Origin of the sequence: Bacillus sp. AFS017336, assembly GCF_002555445.1 — a bacterium.
Taxonomy (GTDB): Bacteria; Bacillota; Bacilli; order Bacillales; family Bacillaceae_G; genus Gottfriedia.
This window is the reverse complement of record NZ_NUCO01000020.1, coordinates 20,250-40,514: the sequence shown is the minus strand read 5'-3', so window position 1 is coordinate 40,514 and position 20,265 is coordinate 20,250. Positions and strand designations below refer to the sequence as shown.

General features: G+C 33.6%; 24 protein-coding genes. 19 read left to right on the top strand and 5 right to left on the bottom strand.

Annotated elements, in window-relative coordinates; all coding sequences use genetic code 11:
* Window positions 1-37: 37 nt before the first annotated feature.
* The 7 genes from CN601_RS10260 to CN601_RS10230 all read left to right on the top strand — a co-directional run bounded on the left by CN601_RS10260 (window position 38) and on the right by CN601_RS10230 (window position 4,668).
* Complete coding sequence (locus tag CN601_RS10260) at window positions 38-370, top strand: YolD-like family protein (RefSeq protein ID WP_098120929.1); 333 nt, start codon at window positions 38-40, stop codon at window positions 368-370.
* A gap of 70 nt (window positions 371-440) precedes the next feature.
* The gene (locus tag CN601_RS10255; RefSeq protein WP_098120930.1) at window positions 441-665 is read left to right on the top strand and encodes a DUF1659 domain-containing protein; all 225 of its coding nucleotides are present in this window, start codon (window positions 441-443) and stop codon (window positions 663-665) included.
* 17 nt (window positions 666-682) lie between these two features.
* Window positions 683-898, top strand: coding sequence for a DUF2922 domain-containing protein (locus tag CN601_RS10250; protein ID WP_216854077.1), 216 nt, complete (start codon window positions 683-685; stop codon window positions 896-898).
* Window positions 899-1,142: 244 nt separating this feature from the next.
* Window positions 1,143-1,982 (top strand): Cof-type HAD-IIB family hydrolase, encoded by an 840-nt coding sequence (locus CN601_RS10245; protein ID WP_098170979.1) that lies wholly within the window; start codon window positions 1,143-1,145, stop codon window positions 1,980-1,982.
* A 207-nt stretch (window positions 1,983-2,189) separates the two neighbouring features.
* A complete protein-coding gene (locus tag CN601_RS10240; protein ID WP_098120932.1) occupies window positions 2,190-2,636 on the top strand; it encodes a BclA C-terminal domain-containing protein in 447 nt (148 codons plus the stop codon).
* Between the two features lie 152 nt (window positions 2,637-2,788).
* Window positions 2,789-3,283, top strand: a complete 495-nt coding sequence (locus CN601_RS10235) for a DinB family protein (RefSeq protein WP_179865512.1) — start codon at window positions 2,789-2,791, stop codon at window positions 3,281-3,283.
* Window positions 3,284-3,741: 458 nt separating this feature from the next.
* Window positions 3,742-4,668 (top strand): aminoglycoside phosphotransferase family protein, encoded by a 927-nt coding sequence (locus CN601_RS10230; RefSeq protein WP_142317327.1) that lies wholly within the window; start codon window positions 3,742-3,744, stop codon window positions 4,666-4,668.
* A gap of 61 nt (window positions 4,669-4,729) precedes the next feature.
* Here CN601_RS10230 and CN601_RS10225 read toward each other — a convergent pair whose 3' ends face one another.
* The 3 genes from CN601_RS10225 to CN601_RS10215 form a co-directional block, all read right to left on the bottom strand.
* Window positions 4,730-5,350 (bottom strand): class D sortase, encoded by a 621-nt coding sequence (locus tag CN601_RS10225; RefSeq protein WP_098170976.1) that lies wholly within the window; start codon window positions 5,348-5,350, stop codon window positions 4,730-4,732.
* 3 nt (window positions 5,351-5,353) lie between these two features.
* On the bottom strand, window positions 5,354-6,412 hold the full coding sequence (locus CN601_RS10220; protein WP_098170975.1) for a processed acidic surface protein: 1,059 nt from the start codon (window positions 6,410-6,412) through the stop codon (window positions 5,354-5,356).
* Between the two features lie 141 nt (window positions 6,413-6,553).
* The gene (locus CN601_RS10215) at window positions 6,554-6,763 is read right to left on the bottom strand and encodes a CDGSH iron-sulfur domain-containing protein (protein ID WP_098120935.1); all 210 of its coding nucleotides are present in this window, start codon (window positions 6,761-6,763) and stop codon (window positions 6,554-6,556) included.
* Window positions 6,764-6,951: 188 nt separating this feature from the next.
* Between CN601_RS10215 and CN601_RS10210 the strand changes: the two genes are divergently transcribed.
* On the top strand, window positions 6,952-7,539 hold the full coding sequence (locus CN601_RS10210) for a GNAT family N-acetyltransferase (protein WP_098170974.1): 588 nt from the start codon (window positions 6,952-6,954) through the stop codon (window positions 7,537-7,539).
* A 57-nt stretch (window positions 7,540-7,596) separates the two neighbouring features.
* Window positions 7,597-8,760: an iron-containing alcohol dehydrogenase gene (locus CN601_RS10205; protein ID WP_098170973.1), complete on the top strand. Its 1,164-nt coding sequence runs from the start codon at window positions 7,597-7,599 to the stop codon at window positions 8,758-8,760.
* A 232-nt stretch (window positions 8,761-8,992) separates the two neighbouring features.
* Here CN601_RS10205 and CN601_RS10200 read toward each other — a convergent pair whose 3' ends face one another.
* Together CN601_RS10200 and CN601_RS10195 are read right to left on the bottom strand one after the other, a co-directional pair.
* Window positions 8,993-9,910, bottom strand: a complete 918-nt coding sequence (locus CN601_RS10200) for an alpha/beta hydrolase (protein WP_098170972.1) — start codon at window positions 9,908-9,910, stop codon at window positions 8,993-8,995.
* An 18-nt stretch (window positions 9,911-9,928) separates the two neighbouring features.
* A complete protein-coding gene (locus CN601_RS10195) occupies window positions 9,929-10,174 on the bottom strand; it encodes a zinc ribbon domain-containing protein (RefSeq protein WP_098120939.1) in 246 nt (81 codons plus the stop codon).
* Window positions 10,175-10,571: 397 nt separating this feature from the next.
* On the opposite strand from CN601_RS10195, the gene CN601_RS10190 reads away from it, so the two are divergent.
* The 10 genes from CN601_RS10190 (at window position 10,572) to dmpG (ending at window position 20,251) form a co-directional block, all read left to right on the top strand.
* Window positions 10,572-10,826, top strand: a complete 255-nt coding sequence (locus CN601_RS10190) for a YqkE family protein (RefSeq protein ID WP_098120940.1) — start codon at window positions 10,572-10,574, stop codon at window positions 10,824-10,826.
* An 808-nt stretch (window positions 10,827-11,634) separates the two neighbouring features.
* On the top strand, window positions 11,635-13,134 hold the full coding sequence (locus tag CN601_RS10180) for a 4-hydroxyphenylacetate 3-hydroxylase family protein (RefSeq protein ID WP_098170970.1): 1,500 nt from the start codon (window positions 11,635-11,637) through the stop codon (window positions 13,132-13,134).
* Window positions 13,135-13,191: 57 nt separating this feature from the next.
* Window positions 13,192-13,938, top strand: coding sequence for an IclR family transcriptional regulator (locus CN601_RS10175; RefSeq protein ID WP_098120942.1), 747 nt, complete (start codon window positions 13,192-13,194; stop codon window positions 13,936-13,938).
* 42 nt (window positions 13,939-13,980) lie between these two features.
* The gene (locus CN601_RS10170; RefSeq protein ID WP_098120943.1) at window positions 13,981-14,520 is read left to right on the top strand and encodes a 3-hydroxyanthranilate 3,4-dioxygenase; all 540 of its coding nucleotides are present in this window, start codon (window positions 13,981-13,983) and stop codon (window positions 14,518-14,520) included.
* Window positions 14,505-15,542, top strand: coding sequence for an amidohydrolase family protein (locus CN601_RS10165; protein WP_179865511.1), 1,038 nt, complete (start codon window positions 14,505-14,507; stop codon window positions 15,540-15,542). Before CN601_RS10170 ends, CN601_RS10165 begins: the two co-directional genes overlap by 16 nt.
* The gene (locus CN601_RS10160) at window positions 15,511-15,972 is read left to right on the top strand and encodes a RidA family protein (protein ID WP_098120944.1); all 462 of its coding nucleotides are present in this window, start codon (window positions 15,511-15,513) and stop codon (window positions 15,970-15,972) included. Before CN601_RS10165 ends, CN601_RS10160 begins: the two co-directional genes overlap by 32 nt.
* Before the next feature lie 57 nt (window positions 15,973-16,029).
* Window positions 16,030-17,502 carry an aldehyde dehydrogenase gene (locus CN601_RS10155; protein WP_098170969.1) on the top strand — a complete coding sequence of 491 codons (1,473 nt, stop codon included), beginning with the start codon at window positions 16,030-16,032 and terminating at the stop codon, window positions 17,500-17,502.
* A 21-nt stretch (window positions 17,503-17,523) separates the two neighbouring features.
* A complete protein-coding gene (locus CN601_RS10150; protein ID WP_098170968.1) occupies window positions 17,524-18,306 on the top strand; it encodes a 2-keto-4-pentenoate hydratase in 783 nt (260 codons plus the stop codon).
* A gap of 13 nt (window positions 18,307-18,319) precedes the next feature.
* Entirely contained in the window at window positions 18,320-19,201 is an 882-nt protein-coding gene (locus CN601_RS10145; RefSeq protein ID WP_098120947.1) for an acetaldehyde dehydrogenase (acetylating), read from the top strand.
* 30 nt (window positions 19,202-19,231) lie between these two features.
* Entirely contained in the window at window positions 19,232-20,251 is a 1,020-nt protein-coding gene (gene dmpG, locus CN601_RS10140) for a 4-hydroxy-2-oxovalerate aldolase (RefSeq protein ID WP_098170967.1), read from the top strand.
* Window positions 20,252-20,265 lie beyond the last annotated feature (14 nt).

Here is a 20,265-nt window from a genome sequence, read left to right as displayed (position 1 = left end):
CAACAAGAAGAAGAATAAGAAAAGGAGAAGAATGCCGATGATTCGTGACCGTGGAACGATTAAATGGACTTCAATGATGTTACCTGAACACGTGAAAATACTCCGTGATTGGAAAGTATCCCAAAACTATGAACAACCAAAAGATGTAGACGAACAATTATTAGAGGAAATGAACCGTCATCTTCAGCAGGCAATTCACGAGGATGAAAGTGTGCAAATTACTTACTATAAAGATCACTATCATCATAATGTAAAAGGAAAAATAGGAAAAATCAATTTACACCAAAATAGACTATCAATTTATGAAGAACAAGCTGGATATATGGAGCTATACCTAAGCGATATTGTAGACGTAAAAATTGGATCATAAAAAAATAGTTAATCATTAACGAAAAATCCCCCCTACTTCTGTATATATACATCGAAAGGGGGAGTTGAAAATGGCACAAATTGCTACTCAACAACTTACATTGTATGTAAATTTACATGCAGGAAAAGACTCACAAGGAAAAATCATCATCAAGAGAAAGGCATACAAAAATGTCAGAGTTGATCTTGATCTAGTGAAGCTAAGCGAAGTTGGAAATGCTTTAGCATCACTGCAAGAACTACCACTAGTAGACCTAGCAGTACTAAGCAACGGAATAATTTTAAACAGTCTGTAAACAAGGAGGAAAGTGACATGATTCAAACATTAGAACTAAAATTTTTAAATGAAAGTGAAAAGGTTGTTACTCTCACAGTAGACAATCCAACAATCCCAGTTAGTCCAACATTAATTAATCAAGTAATGGACAAAATTGTAGCAAATAACGTATTCACTTCTTCAGGTGGATTTGTTGTAGCAAAGCAGGGTGCTCGATTGGTTGGAAAAGAGATTGTTGAGATTGAGTTATAGGCTCTAGAAACTTAGAAATAAGCGCTATTATAGGATAAATGACAGAAATAGTAACGATGTAAGAGAGCCTTGACCATTAGTTTAAAGACCTTCTTAAATGCAGAAGGTCTTTTTTTGCGTTATAATAGTAAAGTATGAACTCATAAAATAGTAGATAGTAAAATTGTAATAAGAATGTTTTAGTAGAATCAGTGAATACTTAGCATTCAGATAGCAATAGAATAGTAGAAAAGGGGAGAACGACATGGCATTAATTGCAATTGATATGGATGGTACACTTGTAAATGGTAAAAATGGGATACCAGCAGAAAATATTGAAAGCATCCGGGCAGCACAAAAGGAAGGAATCCATGTTGTCATTTCTACGGGCAGAATGTATGAAAGTGCGAAGGAAGCATTAGATGAAGCTGGATTGACTTGTCCTATTGTTTGTTTAAATGGATCTCAAATATATGACTATGAAGCGAAAATTTTGCATAATGATTCAATGGATAAAGAAATTTTTGCAAAAGCTTTAAGCATATGTGAGGCGGAAAATAAGACATTTATTATTAGTACTAGTGAAGGATCATTTACGAAATGTCGAGATACTCTTTACGATGAATTTTTTACTGATAAGAGTACTGGCAAGACGCATAAGGTTACCGCTACTTTAAGAAAAGTTCGAAATTACACTTCAATTGAGGATTTTAATAATCTTGATGTTTATAAAATATTATTTCTTTCCAATAATAAAGAAGCTATTAGCCGTATTCGACTAAATTTAATGCAAGAAGAAGGGTTATTAATTACTTCATCAAGCTCAAACAATGTTGAAATTAATGCCGCAAATGTTAGTAAAGGAGCGGCTTTATTGAAGCTTGCCCCAATTCTTGGAGTAGATTTAAAGGATAGCATGGCAATAGGAGATAGCTTTAATGATGTCTCTATGTTTAACCGAGTAGGATTTCCGGTAGCGATGGGAAATGCGAAAGAAGAACTAAAAAGCCATTGTGCATTCGTTACAAAAACAAACGAAGAAGCAGGCGTAGCGCATGCGATTTATCATTTTTTAGACCAAAAACAAAAATTGAAGCAAAACTAATTAAAGTTTAATCATAGAGGGAGCTCAGAAAGTCAAAGTACTTTTTGGGTTCCTTTTTTTAATTCTATTAAATCAAAAAAATATTAAAAAACTAGTGGACATGCCGTAACGAAAAAGGAAAAGTTTCATATTAATAAGATATAGACAAGCCTTTAACTAGTAATTTCGAAAGAGGATTTATGTCTAATAATAAGAAAAGGTGATAGTATGAGACATCCGAGACACCCAAGACATCATTATCCGCCAATCCCTCCAGGGGAAAATTTTGCATTTGTTACAAATAGCGGAGGAAAAGTTGAGGTAACAAGTAAGGGTACAAATATAACTTTCCCATCATTTCAATATTTAGGCGAAGGAATTACAATTAATCGAGCAAATGATCGCTTAACAATTGAGGAACCAGGTAATTATTTTATTACTTACACTGTGAATTTAAATTTACTATTGGGAGTATCTTCAAGAATTTTAATAAATGGTCGACCTATAAATGCATCCGTAATCGCAAATGAAGTGAATAGATCCATCTATAGTAGTCAAATGATTTTACCGTTAGATGCTGGAGACACAATTTCACTTCAATTATTTGATTTTGAAGGAGAAGTTACGCTTTTACAAGGTGCAGGAGCAACTATTAATGTTTTCAGAGTTCACTAATTTCAATTAATTGCTCCTTATTGCAAAAAATGCATTACTTTTTTAAGTAGTGCATTTTTTAATGGATTGAATGCATAGAGTAAAAAGGGATATCTACTGCTAGACGCGAAAGTACATAATCGAGCAAATAAAAAAAGTTAGGAGAAATGTATATGAGTAAAAAAGAATTCCTATTAGATCAATTAGAAGTTTGTCGCAATGTTGAAAGTTGGATTCAGCCTTTAAGTATAGCATTAGAAAATTTAAGCCTAGAAGATATTAAATGGAGACAAAATGAGTCTACCCATACGATTTGCGAAATCGTAAATCATCTTTATTTTTATAATGAAAGATGGTTAAGAAGATTTAAAGGGGAAATCCCTACTGAAATGAGAGAAAGTAATGCTTCAACTTTTCGTGATTTAGAAAATTTAACAATAGAAAGCTGGCAGGAGTTAGTTCAGCGGTTAGATGAAAACTTAGCCAATTGGCAGCTAGCCATAAAAGAAATAGATGAATCAAAACTGCATGAACAAATTCCGAATTTTCCAGTAGACGCAATTTGGTGGGGAGCGTTATCTAACTTATGTACCCATAATACATATCATATAGGGCAAATCATTTATATTCGAAAAGCACAAGGTTCGTGGCAATCGAAAGAAGAGTAAGGGTTCATGAGTAAGTAAAAAAGCAGAAATCTACGAAAGTGTTACTCATAAAGGGTTCATGAGTAAGTAAAAAAGCCGAAATCAACAAAAGTGTTACTCATAAAGGGTTCATGAGTAAGTAAAAAAGCCGAAATCAACAAAAGAGTTACTCATAAAAGGTTCATGAGTAAGTAAAAGAGCAGAAATCAACAAAAGTGTTACTCATAAGGGGTTCATGAGTAAGTAAAAAAGCAGAAATCAACAAAAGAGTTACTCATAGAGGGTTCACTTAGCGATGATATTGTTGGGCACTAATTGACAAACTCATTTTTCAACAACGTGAAATGCGATCTTTATAGAAAAAAGATCGTATTTTTTTATTGCTGTAATAGAAATAGTAGGCTAATTTGGAAGAAGCAGGAATATATAGAAGTAGAGTTGAAAAAAAGTATATAAAAAAAGAAAAATGGAGACCAAAAATGATTGCACAAAATGTTATTGCTTACATTTTAAAGAAGTATAAGCTAGACGAATCAAACTTTTTAGGAAAAGGACAAGAAGCAGAAGTTTATGCTTACGATCATGAGAGAGTTTTAAAAATATATAAGCTAGCAGCCTATCCAAAATTAAAGATATTAAAGCAATTTTATGAGTCATTAAACTTTAGTGATGTACATTTTGAACTGCCAAAAATACATGAAATTATAAAAGAAGATCATGCTATTTTAACGATTGAAAAACGAATTGAAGGTAAAAATATTCAAAAGGATTTATCAAAGTATAATGAACAAGAATTAGATTCTTTTTTTGAAAACTATTTATCTACGATATTAAGTATCCAAACAATTAAATTAGAAAACCGCATTAAAGGCATTAAATTATTAGGTGATTATGAAATTTCTTCAAAGGATTGGTATGATTTTTTAAAACAGTCATTACTAAAAAAGAATATCGAAGTAGAAGGATATTTAAAAAAAGATGTTATGGATTATGAAGTGAAATTAAATCGACTACTAAAAGGATTTTCTGTTAAATATGAAGGGATCTATTCACTTGTACATGGGGATTATTATCCATCAAACCTATTAGTAAATGAAAATGGACAAATCAATGGAGTAATTGATTTCGGATTAATGACATTATATGGGGACCCATTATTTGATGTTGCATTAAGTTGGATTTTATTTGATTTATATGATGAATTGGGAGAAGTAAAATTAGAAAAATATTTAAATAAAATAGTTAATACATTAGGTGAAGAAGTTAGAAGTACAATCCATTTATACGTTCTTTTTTATAGTATTTATTCAGCTAATTTCTTTTCGGAAAATTGCAGCGATGGACATTATCAGTGGAGTGTTCGCAATTTAAATAATGAGAGATTTTGGGTAGCGCTAGGAAACTAAAAAATAGATGAAACTATGAATAATAAAAACTGCTCACTATTACTAGCGAGCAGTTTTTTGTTTATTTATTGACTTCAGATTTTACTAAACTAGCAACAAGAATATAACGCTTTGGTGCATGTCCAATAAAATTAAATGGGTAACAAGTGCTCACCGTTAATGTAGGTCTTGGTTTTGGAATAATAACAGTGCGATCATCTTTATCAACGATACGAATTCTGTGGACTTTGTAAGTAAAAGTACCGGCAGAAGTTTTTACAATTAATGAATCGCCTATTTTTACTTCACCAAGATGACGAAATACAGTATCTCTATGACCAGCAAGAACACTATTATCTCTTTCACCTGGCATCACGGATTTGGCATAATGACCGATTCCTTTTGCAAGCTCGTCCTCATCAGTCCCGTGGAAGATTGGTAGAGTAGCTTCAATTCTAGGAATCGTTAATGTACCCATTTCTTCGCCAAATTTAGGATAAGTCTTATAAAGTGGCTCATTTTTTTTAATTTGCTTCAATTTAGTTGCTGTTTCAGTTTTGATTTCTTTTTTAAAATCATCCTTTGACTGTTTATACAGTACATAGGTTTTAATCAATGAATAAGCATTTGTTGAAGCAAAAAATAATCCGATAATAAAAAGAAGTGCAGAAAAAATAAGAAGTACTTTTCGTTTTCGACTCATAGCTTATCGTTTTGCAATTACCTTTTTACGTAAAACAACAGCAGCTAACATCATTAACATACCAACCATTGTCCATTCAGTTGTATGAGTTGCAGTAGTTGGTAGTTTTCCACCATTTTCTGTTCTTACAGTAACAGTTGGTTTTTTCTCTGAAGTTTTAACTGCTTTTTGAGTATCTTTCACGATATTTACTAGTTGGTCATCGCCTAGTAGTGCATCTGGTGTAAATAAAGCGTCTAATAATAGATTACCAGCGTTATCGTAAATCTCTAAATATACTTTTAGGTCTTCCATAGAATCCATAGAATCATCCATTGTAAGTAATTTAGCAAAAGTTAGAGGTGATTTAACGCCTTTTTGTTCAATTTGAACTTTAATATCAATTTTTAAAGTAGATTGAAGTTCTTTTACAATATTCATTAGTTCTACTTTTAATGCATCTGGTAATTCTTCTGGAGTAGCCTCAGTATCCATTGAGAAAAATTCAGGATAGTTTTCTTCTAAAGCAGAAGCACGGTCAGCTAAAGCTTCTAATTTCGCTTCAATAGCAGGGTCATCATTCACAACTTTTTCTAAGTATGAAGATAGATTATTCAGTTCTGCTTCAGTAATGCCAAACGCAGAAAAAACATCAGAAAGATCATCCATAGAAGGGAACTCATCTTCTGAACTACCTGACTCATCTTGATCTAAGTAAATTAAATTTTCAATATCAGAAGTGAAGTAGTAAGTATCTAGTAATGATGCATTTTTGTCCATATCATCATAATAGACTGCTAGATCAATAACTTCTTTCTCAGTATAACCATTCTCTTCTAGAACCGCGTCTAATGTTTTTTGAGTAAGTCTTTCACCTAAAGTCTCTTTTAACTCAGCAACTGAATCGAAATCAGAGATCGACTCTCCGTAGTATGATTGTAAGTAGTCGTTTAATTGAGCTTGAGTCAAACTGATACTCTTTAAATAACTATTTAATTCATTTGTGTTTGGCGCTGCGTAAGCAGATACACCTGGTGCAACTAGTGCTGCTGATAAAACGACTGATGCTAATACCTTCTTCATGTTACTTCCCCCTTGAAATGAATCCGTAAAGTTAAGTGTGATTAGATTAGGCTTATGAATGTTTCAAATAGAATAGAGGTGAGGGCATTAAGAAAGCCGATTATTTAAAATAATTCAATAATCGGCGCCAGAAAAATAATATTATTCTGCTTCTTTTGGAGCTCGAACGACAGATTCAAACTTTCCTTTGTGAGTGCCGTCACAGTATGGTAATTTACTTGATAATCCACATCGGCATAATGAGAAAGCCGCTTTTTGTGGATATGTATTTCCTTCAGCATCAACTAGATCTACTGTACCAGTGACACGTAAAGGACCATTATCTAAAACTTTAATTTGAACATCAGACATAATTCATTCCTCCTACACATCTAAATTCATTATATTACATTTATGTTAAATTAAAAGGGGGATTTTAATTTAAAATTAATTTTTAACATGAAATTAATATAAAAATATTATAAAATGATAAAGTTGTTTTTTTTATACTAAAAAATGCTTAATCTAAACAGAATAAATCATAATAAGGAGTGACAATCATGATTCGATTAGCTAAAAGAGAAGATACAAAACAAATTGTCCCTCTAATTGTACAAGCGATTGAAGATATTGTATTCATGTTAACTGGGACATCATCATATGAACAGGCTATTCCAATTTTAGAATATTATGTTCAATCAGAACAAAATAGACTAAGTTACAATAATTGCTTAGTAAAAGAAACAGAAGGAAAAGTAGTCGGGCTAATCATAGCCTATCATTCCTCAGAACTATCCGTACTTGATCGTGAAATGCTTGAAATAATTAGTCGTAATTTAAATCTCCAAAACGTTCAAGTAGATCGAGAAGCAGATGATGAAGATTTTTATATTGATACATTATCAGTACACCCAGATTATCAAGGCAAAGGAATTGGAACCGAATTATTAAATGGTTTACTTTCTTATGCTAAAGACAAAGGGGTTACGCGAGTTTCATTAAATGTCGATCAAGATAAACCGTCTGTTCGTCGATTATATGAAAAAGTAGGATTTAAATATGAGAAAGTTAGATATATAATGAAGCATCCATACGATTATTTAGTTTTCCCTATAAATAAAAAAATATTCCAAACAAAAGTCGTTTAAGATGCATCCTTTTGGCTATTTAAGTTAAAATTATATTTGACTTAAGGAGGGATATAGATGAATTTTTTTACATTTGCAAATCCGACTGAATTAATATTTGGTAAAGATAGTGTACAAAAGTTAAAAGATAAAGCGACTACTTTTGGAAAGAATGTGTTACTTGTATACGGTGGTGGAAGTATTAAAAGGAATGGCCTATACGATCAAATTGTAGGTATTCTTAAAGAAGCTGACAAAACGGTTTATGAACTGAGTGGGGTTGAACCAAATCCAAGGTTATCAACAGTTCATAAAGGTATCCAAATTTGTAAAGAAGAAAGTATTGACTTTGTTTTAGCAGTTGGTGGAGGATCTGTAATCGACTGTACAAAAGCGATTGCTGTTGGAGCAAAATTTGATGGTGAGATTTGGGATGTTATTACTCGAAAAGCAGTCCCAACGGATGCATTAAAATTTGGAACAGTATTAACGCTTGCAGCAACTGGTTCAGAAATGAACGCTGGGTCAGTTATTACAAACTGGGAAACAAATGAGAAATTAGGCTGGGGAAGTAAGTTCAGTTACCCAACATTTTCAATATTAGATCCACAAAATACATTTACAGTTCCTCGCGATCAAACTGTTTATGGATCAGTGGATATTATGTCACATGTTATTGAGTCATATTTCCATCATGGAAAAAATACAAAAATTCAAGATCGATTCTGTGAAGGAATTTTAAAAACAGTTATTGAAACTGCGCCTGTTGCAGTTGAAACTTTAGATAATTACGAAGCGCGCGAAACACTATTATATAGTGGAACAATGGCATTAAACGGAATTTTAAGCATGGGTGTGCAAGGTGATTGGGCAACACACAATATTGAGCATGCAGTATCTGCAGTATCAGATATTCCTCATGGAGGAGGATTAGCGATAATTTTCCCTCACTGGATGGAATATGTAATGAGTGAAAACGTAGATCGATTCTGTCAATTTGCAAATAGAGTATTTGACATTCAACAAGATTCAATGTCAAAAGAAGAGTGGGCGTTAGCAGGAATTAAAGCTTTACGTACATTCTGGAGCTCAATTGGTGCGCCAAGTCGTTTAAGCGAGTACGGTATAACAAAAGAGCAACTATCTGAAATGGCTGCTAAAACAGTTAAATATGGTCCATTTGGTTACTTTAAAAAATTGGATCAAGAAGATGCGTTGAAAATTTTAGAAGCGGCTCTTTAAGAGTCAAAAAAATGGACAGAGGAAAAAAACTCTGTCCATTTCAGACTGTTGACAAACGCTCGCTTTCTTCGTTGCTTCGCCTGCCTGTGGTGCTCATTACCGGTTAGGGTAACTCCGCTCCTCATCAGGCTTCGCGCCTCGAAAGACAAACGCTTGCAATCAGTCTGAAAATCAGATTTAAGACTTTGTCTACACACTGAAATGGACAGATGGAAAAACTCTGTCCATTTTTTTATAATGAATTATGTTCAATTTCAATATTATTTAAAAAAGATGAAACGATGGAATAGTATTCTTCTTTATTTTCATTCAAACTCATGGCATGTGCACCATTTTCGGCAATGAATAATTCTTTTTCACCTTGATTTGCTTCATATAAATGAATTGTGTTTGTATAAGGAATATAATCGTCTCGTTTACTATGAATAAATAATACAGGTTTTTTTATATTATTTGTTGCAAGTAATGGGGAAATATCTTTAATGAAAAATCCATTCCGAAGCTTTAACCAAATGCTAGAGACGGGAAGAATAGCCCACTTTGGAAGTTTATAATCCATTTTTAAACGATATGTAAGCTGTTTTTCAAAAGTAGAGAAGGCACAATCTGAGATGTAAAAGGCAGCAGAATCCTCAACAAAACCAGCGTATTGTAGCATCGTACATGCTCCCATTGATTCCCCGTGAATGCCAAGAACGATATCACCTTTTAAATCTTTTAAATAGTGAACAATCGTTTGTAAATCATATTTTTCGTAATAGCCATAACTTGTTGTTGTACCTCCAGATTCACCATGTCGTCTATGATCATAAGTAAGTACATTAAATCCAAGCTTTAAAAATAACTCAGCATATTTAATTGAGTTGTTCTTATTAACCGTAACACCATGAGTAATAATGACCCAATTATTTGTATCAAAGGCCTCAAATAAATACCCCTTTAATTCATATCCATAACGAGATTGAACAGAAAAAGATTCCTTTTGAAACGAGCGATACAAATTTTCATCAAAACGGAAATTTTCCAACTCCCGCTGATAAATGAACTCAAGCGAATTTGTTTTCATAAACAAAACTTGCTGCGTAAAATAATAACCCACACCAATAAAATAAATAAGAAAAAATACAATCAGAACAAGCCAGATTATCATATTAGAATCATCACTCTCTTATCCAAAAAGAAGATCAAGAATAGTAGTTAACTCACCGCGGGTTTTTCCTTCTAAAATTGAAGGATTATATACCTCAACAAAACCGCAGTTTAAACAAGAAACAAATAAAAAATGATTATAATCAATATCTAGCAACTTACTTAAACCTGAACCAGACATAGAGACCTCTTTAATCTTTGCTTGCGTATGTTTACACTTTGAACAAACAAACTTTTCTTTAATTAATTGCTCTGCACTAGCCATCATACCACTCCTTTTTTAGTAAATTTTATCATAAGAAAAAGAATATTTTATTAATTAGTTTTTGACAATTAGGACACAAAAAAGTAAAAAAGTTGTTGCTTTTTGTTCCTGTTATAAACTTGGGAATACGATAAACTTTTAATTAAAATAGACAAAGTAGTTTTTAATCGTTAAACATTGTTAAGTTTCAAAGTCAACTCGGAAGTGTTTTTAATTTTAAGATGATAAAATTCAAAATCAATGCTTATAAGAAAAATACAATAGCTTTCAGATTAATATAATGTTTAACATTTAATACGCTTTGCTTGAGACACTGGATCAATCTAATTCAAATATGTTGCTACAGGCAATTTTTGAAATTTCATGATAAAATATTTTATATGGAAGGTGATATAAAATGAAAAAAAGAAAGCCGCAGCAACCAGTAAAACCAACATATGAGCAGAAAGAAAAAATATCATTAGGTTCATTAATGAATGAAGAAGTTCTTCAAAAATTAAAAAATACAAAAAAACAATTACAAGAAAATGAAACAAAGCTCAAAGAGGAAGAAGAAGCTCGAGTTCGTGAAGAAAAACGATTGCGTGAGAAAAATAAATCGTTTGAAGAGTTATTAAACGAGAGTAGTATTTCTTGGAAAGATTTTAAATAAGACTTATTTCCAGATTGTCATATGTGTTTTTCAACAATCTCAAATGGGGATGTCCTAAAATATTAGGGCATCCTTATTTTTTGTTTATAGGTCATATTTAAAAGAAGCGTAGTATTAAAAGTCGAAGTGCAAATAAGAGTGTTGACTGTGCAAATAAAACTGTTAAATGTGCAAATAAGAAATCATAAAGTGCAAATAAAAGTCGAAGTGCAATTAAAAACAGAGAAACTGCAAATAAAATTAGTAAAACTGCAAATAAAACTAGTAAAACTGCAAATAAATTTCCTAGAATCCCAAAATAGAACGGCTCATAACTATACCGGTTAGGGTATCTGGCTATAATAATAGTTCAAAAGTAGATACCAAAAGTGGAAAATGAATAAATTAGCTTTAATCCTTTAAAAATCTACTAAAAAAGTGAAGAAATCTACTAAATATCTATAAAAAGGGGTCATAAAATCAACGCTAATTGAAAATCCGCCATTAGGATACCCTCACATTATGCCCAAATGAGATCAACAATTTTTCTCAGTTTAATAGATCGCCAATAACGCCTGACTTTCAGGAAATCTTATTATCTACTAAATAATTAATCATTTTTAATAGAAAATTTCATATTATGAAATTTTTTGATTGTTCAAAATTTTATAATTTTTTATAGTAAAATTAAGTTAATTAATAAGTAGTAGGTGGTGCAAATAATTTAAGATAGCGAAATTGGCATTTATGAAAGCGCTTTAAAAATTTTCCGGATTCGATTTAAAAAACAAAGATAAAAAATTACATATCGGAGTGGAGGAATTAATAAATGGGTATTCGTACAGGGGCGCAATATATTGAAGGGTTTAAATCAAGAAAACCAGACGTATGGTTAGGTGGAGAAAAGGTTGAAGATATCGTAAACCATCCAGTGTTTAAACAACCTATTTTGGAAATTGCAAAGTTATATGATATGCAGTTCGATCCAGCTTATCAAGACAAGATTACACATATTTGTGAAGAAACTGGTGAGCGAATTTCTAATGCTTTTTTAGTACCGAAATCATCTGAAGATATTAAAAAACGTGGAGAATTGTTTGAAGCATATGCTAAGTCAACATTCGGTTTAATGGGAAGAACACCGGATTTCTTGAACATTGTATTAACTTCAATGGCTAGTAATTCATGGTTTTTAGATAAATATAATCCAGAGTGGTCAAAAAATGTACAAAATTATTTTAAATTTGTACGTGATAATGACATTTTCTTAACACACGCAATTATTAACCCGCAAAATGATCGTAGCAAACCATCTTATGAGCAAAAAGATCTTTTTACTCATTTAGGTGCTGTAGAGGAAACGGTTGATGGTTTAGTCGTTAGAGGAGCTAAAATGCTTGCTACTTTAGCACCAATCACAGATGAAGTAATCATTTATTCATTCCCAGGATTTCATCAAGGTGATGAGCGATATGCATTAGCATTCGCAATTCCTGTTGATACTCCAGGATTAAAGATTTTATGTAGAGAGCAAATGCAAGATGGGAAAAGATCATTCTTTGATCATCCACTAGCTTCTAGATTTGAAGAGATGGATGCTGTACTTGTATTTGAAGATGTGTTAGTTCCTTGGAATCGTGTATTTATTCATAATAATGTTGAAGCGGCAAATAACTTATATCCAAAAACAGGTATTGCTCAACAACCTGCGCATCAGTCTGGTGTAAGAGGCTATGTGAAATTAGCGTTTGCAGTGGAAGTGGCTTGCAAGCTAGCTGATTCAATTGGCGTAGATGTTTATTTAAATGTACAAAATGACTTAGGTGAATTACTGCAATCAGTTGAAACAATTCGTGCTTTACTACGAGTATCAGAAACTGAATATGAAACACTACCTTCAGGCGAAGTAAGGCCGGCATGGGAACCGTTAGAGACAATTCGCGGATTACTTCCAACTATGTATCCAAGAGCAATTGAAGTCATTCAAACAATCGGTGCAGGTGGATTATTAATGTCACCAACAGAAGCAGACTTCGAACATCCAGAGCTAAGAGATGCAATGGATAAATATTATGTTGGACGTGAAGGCGTATCATCTTTAGAGCGAGTACAGCTATTTAAACTTGCTTGGGATTTATGTGGAGAAGCTTTTGGACAAAGAGCACTTCAATATGAAAGATACTATACAGGTGATCCAATTCGTAAAAGAGCAATTTACTATAATCAAATGAAACGCAAAAAAACATTTAGTATGGTAGATGATGCTATAAATGGTGCAAAAAACTTAAAAGGAGTATCAACTAATCTAGCGAATTCTAAAGTTAACTGAGTAATTTTAGAAAGCAGGGGTTTTATGAAATTTAGCGTTAAGATGGAGGGAATCTAAATGATCTCTTCAGTTCAAAAGATTGCTAGAATTTTAGATTGCTTTACAGAAGAAGAACCGGTACTAGGAAATTTAGAAATAGCCGAAAAGTTAAATATGAATGCAAGCTCTGTCCATCATTTAGTACGAACTCTTTGTACTGAAGGGATTCTAATTCAAGATAACAAAAAAAAGTATCGACTTGGATGGAAGTTACTTGAGTGGAGTAATCACGTTATGCATCAGCAAGATATTTATAGTGAGGCTATTCCATTATTAGAAAATTTACTAAAAAATTATAATAGTACAGTCCATATCGGAATGTTTGATAAAGGGGACGTAAGATTTGTCTTAAAAGTATCCTCAAAACATTCCATACCAGTTCCGACGTTTGTAGGTGCTAAACGACCTGCATATTGTACAAGTACCGGGAAAATTCTACTATCATATAATCCAGCATACTTAAAGCCAACGATGGAAAGAGGTTTTAAAGCTTATACAACAAATACGATTACAAATATTGATTTATTAAAAAAAGAAATGACTGCAATTAAAGAGAATGGTTATAGCATTAGCAATAATGAAAACGATCTTGGTTTATTTGGGATTGCAGCTCCAATTCAAACATATACGGGTCACACTTTTGCGGCATTAAATATGGTTGGACCAGTTTCGTATATGATGAGTCAGGATATTGGTCGTATGGTACAGGATGTTGTTAAAACTGCTAAAACAGTCTCAAATCAGCTTGGTTATATTAATGCATAATGATAGCGCTTACTAAAAATTGAATTAATTGGAGGAATAAGGATGAATCTTAAGAGTCGAGTTTTTAATATTTTCAAATTGATTGAGGATAATAAAGAGCTATTAAAACCACCAGTTAATAATAAAGTTATTTGGGAAGATTCAGAGTATGCTGCAATGATTATTGGAGGACCAAATAAACGTAGAGACTTCCATATCGATCCTGCAGACGAATTTTTCTATCAAATTAAAGGTAGTTGTTATGTTGAGTGTATTACACCAGATGGAAAGCGTGAAGTTGTAACAGTTGGTGAAGGTGAAATTTTTATGCTTCCTTCTTTTGTTCCACATTCACCTCATAGAGTAAAAGATTCATATGGAATTGTTCTTGAACGAAAAAGAGCAGAAGGTGAATTAGAAAGCTTTGTTTGGTTCTGTGATGAATGTAATGAAGAAATGCATAAAACGACTGTTCAATTAACAGATATTGGAACACAAGTCAAAGAAGCAATTGAACAATTCAATGGTAGCCTTGAGTTGAGAACATGTAAAAACTGTGGTCATGTCATGAAGGAAGAAGCGGATGAATGGGTATGCGTATAGACTTTCATACACATATAATTCCTGAGGACTTACCGAATTTTTTTGAAAAATATGGTCATGAAAGATGGCCAATTTTACAACCGACATGTTCATGTGGTGCCAATATTATGGTTGCTGGGAAAGTATTTAGAGAAGTAACTGATCAAGTATGGAGTCCTGAAAAGAGAATTGAGGACATGAATAATGAGGGTGTCACAATGCAGGTGTTGTCACCAATCCCAGTTACATTTTCGTATTGGGCACCAGCTCAAGTCGCATTGGAAATGGCGCAAATTCAAAATGACTTTATAGCGAACACGGTTAAAAATAATCCATCAAAATTTATTGGATTAGGGACAGTACCGATGCAGAATGCTGAAATCGCAATTCAAGAAATGGATCGCTGTATTCATACACTTGGATTAAGTGGATTAGAAATTGGTACGAATGTAAATGGCACAAATTTAGATAGTGATGAATTTAGTCCATTTTTTGAAATGGCTGAAAAATGGAATGTACCATTGTTTATTCATCCATGGGAAACATTAGCGAAAGACCGTACTCCAGATCATAACTTTATGTACACGGTCGGAATGCCGAGCGAAACAGCTTTAGCGGCTGCTAGCTTAACATTTGGTGGAGTCATTGAAAAATATCCAAAATTAAAGATTTGCTTTGCCCATGGTGGAGGTTCATTCCCATTTATTCTTCCTAGACTAGATCAAGGCTGGAAGGTATGGCCACACTTGAGGAAAACAGCTTATCCACCAAGTCATTACGTAACTAATTTCTATTTTGATTCGCTTCACTATGATCCTATTAATATTCAATTTTTAATTAACCGTTTTGGATATGACAAAATTGTGATGGGTTCGGATTATCCTTTCTTATTAAGAGAAACGCCACCTGGAAGAGTCATTAATCAGATGGATCTTAATAAAGAAATGAGAGAAGCTATTTTAGGAAAAAATGCTCTGAAATTTTTAAATATAAAGGAGGCGGATTTACTTCATGGAAAACAAAGTATTGACTCCAGAAGATAGATTAATAAGTTTAGGCTATACAATTAAACCGATTAGACCTGCATCAGGAAACTATGTTAAGTCTGTACGTACTGGTAATCTACTATTTACATCGGGTCAAGGAGTAGACGAATACCGTGGTAAACTTGGTCGTGAATTAACGCTCGAGGAAGGATACGCAGCTTCTCGAGAGTCAATGTTAAATTTAATTAGTGTATTAAAGTACGAGTTAGGTGACCTTTCAAAAGTAAAGCGAATTGTAAAAATTTTAGGCTTCGTAAATAGTACAGAAGATTTCTATGATCATCCTAAGGTGATGAATGGGGCTTCTGACCTTTTAGTAGAAGTATTTGGCGAAAGAGGAAAACATGCTAGATCAGCTGTTGGGATGGCTCAGCTTCCGCATAATACAGCGATTGAAATTGAAATGGTTGTAGAAATAGAGGATTAAAAAAATTTGGTGGCACTCGTGTCACCTTTTATTCTATTAGAATGGTAGGTGCCTATTATGCAAGTTACTGAGAAAAAAAATAAAACATTACCGATTGATTGTAAGCACTTTATTGATGGACAATCTATTCCTTCATATAATCAAAAAACATTTTTAAATATAAATCCTGCAACCGAAGAAGTTTTAGGTTCTGTTTCTGAAGGTGGAGAGCTAGAAATTGATTTAGCTGTAAAAGCAGCAAAACGAGCGCTAAAAGGTGAATGGAAGCAATTTACTAGCAATCAAAGAGCGGCAGTTTTAAGAAAAATTGGTGATGGAATATTAGCACGAAAAGAAGAATTAGCGGCTTTAGAAGCGATGGATACTGGAAAGCCATACGATCTTGCTTTAGAAGTTGATATTACTAGATCTGCTCATAATTTCTACTTTTTCGCTGACTATATTACAACATTAAGCTCTGAATCTCACATGCAAGATCAAACAGCCCTGCATTATACATATCGTAGACCAGTTGGAGTAGTCGGGATGATTAACCCATGGAATCTACCGTTATTACTACTAACTTGGAAGCTAGCTCCATGTTTAGCAGCTGGAAATACAGCAGTTATGAAACCAGCAGAATGGACACCGATGACAGCAACTGTTTTAGCTGAAATTTGTAAAGATGCAGGTGTACCGGATGGAGTAGTAAATGTTGTACACGGATTTGGGGCAAATGCGGCAGGCGCTGCTTTAACAGAGCATAGTGATGTTGATGCAATTACATTTACTGGTGAAACAAAAACAGGTACAGCAATTATGAAGGCCGCAGCTCCAACATTAAAAAAATTATCGTTTGAGCTTGGCGGTAAAAATCCAAACATGATCTTTGCAGATTCTGATTTAGATGAAGTAATTGAAACAACTTTAAAATCATCGTTTATGAATCAAGGAGAGGTTTGTTTATGTGGATCTCGAATTTATGTACAGAGATCAGTCTTTGATGAGTTTATTAATAAATTTGTCGCGAAAACAAACGAATTAAAAATTGGCGATCCGTTTGAAGAAGGTACAAAAGTTGGTGCGGTTATTAGTAAAGAACATTATGAAAAAGTATTATCTTATATCGAGATTGCCAAAGAAGAAGGCGGCAATATTTTAACTGGAGGAAGTAGACCAGCATCAATCGAAAAAGGATGCTTTATCTCACCTACAATTATTACTGGCTTAAGTCGAGACTCTAGATGTGTTAGAGAAGAGATATTCGGTCCAGTAGTAACAGTTATGCCGTTTGATACGGAAGATGAAGTAATTGAATGGGCAAATGATACTCACTATGGTTTAGGCGCAACAATTTGGACAAATGATTTACGCAGAGCTCATCGTGTTGCACATCAAATTGAAGCCGGAATTATTTGGGTAAACACTTGGTACTTAAGAGATCTACGTACACCTTTTGGAGGGATGAAACAAAGTGGTTTAGGTCGTGAAGGTGGAGCTCATAGCTTTGAGTTTTATAGTGAATTATCGAATATCACGATTAAATTATAAAAATCCAAAGGGGTGGAGAGCGTGAAAATTACTAGTGTAGACGAGCTAACACTTCTGCTACAAGAAGCAGAAGAGACTGGTGTCAGTATAAAAGCTTTAACTGAGATTTATCCTGGATTAACAGAGCGAGAAGCATATCAAATTCAATTAACAAATATTGAAGAAAAATTGAAAAAAGGCCAGAAAATTATTGGCAAAAAAATTGGTTTAACATCGATTGCTATGCAGGAGCTATTAGGGGTAGATGAACCAGATTACGGTCACTTATTAACAGATATGAATATCCCTAACTTTGGTGAAGTTCAAGTTGGAAATATGATTTTACCAAAAGTAGAAGCTGAGATTGCATTTGTTTTAAAAAAGGATTTAATCGGTCCAAATATTACGTTTGAGGACGTAGTAAATGCAACGGATTATATTGTGCCTGCTATAGAGGTAGTTGATAGTAGAATTGAAAATTGGAAAATCCGCTTAGAGGATACAGTAGCTGATAACGCTTCTTCCTGTTTATTTGTTCTTGGAAATGAGCGTTTCGATGTAAAGGAAATCGATTTACCGAATGTCGCGATGGATCTATATTGTAACGATGAACTGATGAATTCTGGTAAGGGAGAAGCAGTGCTAGGAAACCCAATTCATTGTGTAGCATGGTTAGCGAATAAACTAAGCGAGTTTGGGATTTCACTAAACGCTGGTGAAATTATTTTATCTGGAGCTTTATCAGCTGCAATAAATGCAAATGCTGGTGACAAATTTACTGCAAAGTTTCCTTTACTAGGTGATGTATCGATTTCATTTAAATAAATGAGGTGAATTTATGAATAAGTTAAAGGTCGGAATCATTGGTTCGGGTAATATTGGAACAGATTTAATGATGAAATTACAAAATAATCCATTCCTTGAGTTAACGGTGATGATTGGAATTGATCCAGAATCTGATGGATTAAATCGTGCAAAGGAAATGGGAATTGAAGTAATTGATAATGGTATACAAGGATTTATTGAAAGGAAAGAACTGGCTGATTTATTATTTGATGCTACATCTGCTAAAGCACATTTTCATCATGCAAAAGTATTGGGTGAATTAAAGAAACGTGTCATCGATTTAACGCCTGCTGCAATTGGCCCATTTGTAGTACCACCTGTAAATTTAGGTTCCCATATAGTAGAAGACAATGTCAATTTAATAACTTGTGGTGGGCAAGCAACGATCCCAGTTGTGCATTCAATTAGTCAAATTGCAGAGGTTGAATACGCAGAAATCGTTGCAACGATCAGCAGCAAAAGCGCCGGACCTGGAACACGTGCAAATATCGATGAGTTTACTGTCACAACAGCTAAAGGGCTTGAAGAGATTGGTGGAGCTAAAAAAGGAAAAGCGATTATTATTTTAAATCCTGCAGAGCCGCCAATTATGATGAGAGATACAGTTTATTGCAAGGTAACAAATGAAGATTTTAACCATGAAAGCATGATTAATTCAGTAAAACAAATGGTTAAAAAGGTTCAAGAATATGTACCTGGATACCGATTAAGAATGGACCCGATTATAGATGGTTCCACTGTAACAGTTTATTTAGAAGTTCAAGGGTCTGGTGACTACTTACCTAGCTATGCAGGAAACTTGGATATTATGACTGCATCAGCAGTAAGGGTAGCAGAAGAGATTGCGCAATATGAAGTTGTAAAAACTGTTTAAACAAAGTATGAAAGAAAGTGAGGGAGTGCAATGTTTGGAAAAGAGATCATTGTAACTGAAGTAGCACTTAGAGATGGAAGCCATGCAATTGCCCATTCGTATACTGTAGACCAAGTAGTAAGAATAGCAAAGGCTCTTGATGATGCAAAAATGCCTTATATTGAAGTATCACATGGAGATGGTTTAGGTGGTTCTTCATTACAATATGGTTTATCGACAACAAATGAATTTGAATTGATCGAAGCAGCGGTAAATACATGTAATCATTCAAAGATTGCTGTTTTATTATTACCTGGTATTGGAACAGTAAAAGAATTGAAAACGGCAGCAGGCATTGGAGCAAAAATGGCTCGTATAGCGACACATGTAACTGAAGCTGATGTTTCAAAACAACATATTTCAATGTCCAAAGAGCTTGGCTTAGAAACTGTTGGATTTTTAATGATGTCTCATATGGCATCAGTTGAGAAATTAGTAGAGCAAGCTAAGTTGATGGAAAGCTACGGTGCAGATGTTGTGTATATGGTCGACTCTGCAGGTGCATTTCTTCCACACGAAGTAAAAGAGCGTATTGCTGCTTTACGAGGGTCACTTGATATTGAAGTTGGATTCCATGCTCATAATAATCTATCTTTGGCAATGGCTAATACATTAGTAGCAATCGAAGAAGGAGCAACTAGAATTGACGGAAGTGTACGTTGCTTAGGTGCAGGTGCAGGAAATACTCAAACTGAAGTATTAATTGGTGTATTAGAGCGCTTAGGAATCAAAACAGGAATTGATTTCTATAAGATGATGGACTTAGCAGAAGACATTGTGGCACCAATTTTAACAACACCACAAGAGATAACAAAGGGAAGCCTGATTTTAGGATATGCTGGAGTGTATTCAAGCTTCCTATTACATGCAAATCGAGCAGCAAAAAAGTGGAATGTTGATGCAAGAGATATCTTAATCGAATTAGGAAAACAAAAAGTAGTTGGTGGGCAAGAGGACATGATTCAAGAAGTAGCATGTATGCTAGCAAATAAAAAATTGTCTGTTTTTTGAGAGGAGTTTAATCA

What these genes read in the sequence shown, in the direction of transcription:
- CN601_RS10260 (WP_098120929.1), top strand. Translation starts at nt 38, where the DNA reads ATGATTCGTGACCGTGGAACGATTAAATGGACTTCAATGATGTTACCT.
- CN601_RS10230 (WP_142317327.1), top strand. Translation starts at nt 3,742, where the DNA reads ATGATTGCACAAAATGTTATTGCTTACATTTTAAAGAAGTATAAGCTA.
- CN601_RS10250 (WP_216854077.1), top strand. Translation starts at nt 683, where the DNA reads ATGATTCAAACATTAGAACTAAAATTTTTAAATGAAAGTGAAAAGGTT.
- dmpG (WP_098170967.1), top strand. Translation starts at nt 19,232, where the DNA reads ATGTTTGGAAAAGAGATCATTGTAACTGAAGTAGCACTTAGAGATGGA.
- CN601_RS10255 (WP_098120930.1), top strand. Translation starts at nt 441, where the DNA reads ATGGCACAAATTGCTACTCAACAACTTACATTGTATGTAAATTTACAT.
- CN601_RS10190 (WP_098120940.1), top strand. Translation starts at nt 10,572, where the DNA reads ATGAAAAAAAGAAAGCCGCAGCAACCAGTAAAACCAACATATGAGCAG.
- CN601_RS10165 (WP_179865511.1), top strand. Translation starts at nt 14,505, where the DNA reads ATGGGTATGCGTATAGACTTTCATACACATATAATTCCTGAGGACTTA.
- CN601_RS10235 (WP_179865512.1), top strand. Translation starts at nt 2,789, where the DNA reads ATGAGTAAAAAAGAATTCCTATTAGATCAATTAGAAGTTTGTCGCAAT.
- CN601_RS10205 (WP_098170973.1), top strand. Translation starts at nt 7,597, where the DNA reads ATGAATTTTTTTACATTTGCAAATCCGACTGAATTAATATTTGGTAAA.
- CN601_RS10160 (WP_098120944.1), top strand. Translation starts at nt 15,511, where the DNA reads ATGGAAAACAAAGTATTGACTCCAGAAGATAGATTAATAAGTTTAGGC.
- CN601_RS10170 (WP_098120943.1), top strand. Translation starts at nt 13,981, where the DNA reads ATGAATCTTAAGAGTCGAGTTTTTAATATTTTCAAATTGATTGAGGAT.
- CN601_RS10245 (WP_098170979.1), top strand. Translation starts at nt 1,143, where the DNA reads ATGGCATTAATTGCAATTGATATGGATGGTACACTTGTAAATGGTAAA.
- CN601_RS10155 (WP_098170969.1), top strand. Translation starts at nt 16,030, where the DNA reads ATGCAAGTTACTGAGAAAAAAAATAAAACATTACCGATTGATTGTAAG.
- CN601_RS10195 (WP_098120939.1), bottom strand. Translation starts at nt 10,174, where the DNA reads ATGGCTAGTGCAGAGCAATTAATTAAAGAAAAGTTTGTTTGTTCAAAG.
- CN601_RS10210 (WP_098170974.1), top strand. Translation starts at nt 6,952, where the DNA reads ATGATTCGATTAGCTAAAAGAGAAGATACAAAACAAATTGTCCCTCTA.
- CN601_RS10220 (WP_098170975.1), bottom strand. Translation starts at nt 6,412, where the DNA reads ATGAAGAAGGTATTAGCATCAGTCGTTTTATCAGCAGCACTAGTTGCA.
- CN601_RS10215 (WP_098120935.1), bottom strand. Translation starts at nt 6,763, where the DNA reads ATGTCTGATGTTCAAATTAAAGTTTTAGATAATGGTCCTTTACGTGTC.
- CN601_RS10180 (WP_098170970.1), top strand. Translation starts at nt 11,635, where the DNA reads ATGGGTATTCGTACAGGGGCGCAATATATTGAAGGGTTTAAATCAAGA.
- CN601_RS10200 (WP_098170972.1), bottom strand. Translation starts at nt 9,910, where the DNA reads ATGATAATCTGGCTTGTTCTGATTGTATTTTTTCTTATTTATTTTATT.
- CN601_RS10225 (WP_098170976.1), bottom strand. Translation starts at nt 5,350, where the DNA reads ATGAGTCGAAAACGAAAAGTACTTCTTATTTTTTCTGCACTTCTTTTT.
- CN601_RS10175 (WP_098120942.1), top strand. Translation starts at nt 13,192, where the DNA reads ATGATCTCTTCAGTTCAAAAGATTGCTAGAATTTTAGATTGCTTTACA.
- CN601_RS10145 (WP_098120947.1), top strand. Translation starts at nt 18,320, where the DNA reads ATGAATAAGTTAAAGGTCGGAATCATTGGTTCGGGTAATATTGGAACA.
- CN601_RS10240 (WP_098120932.1), top strand. Translation starts at nt 2,190, where the DNA reads ATGAGACATCCGAGACACCCAAGACATCATTATCCGCCAATCCCTCCA.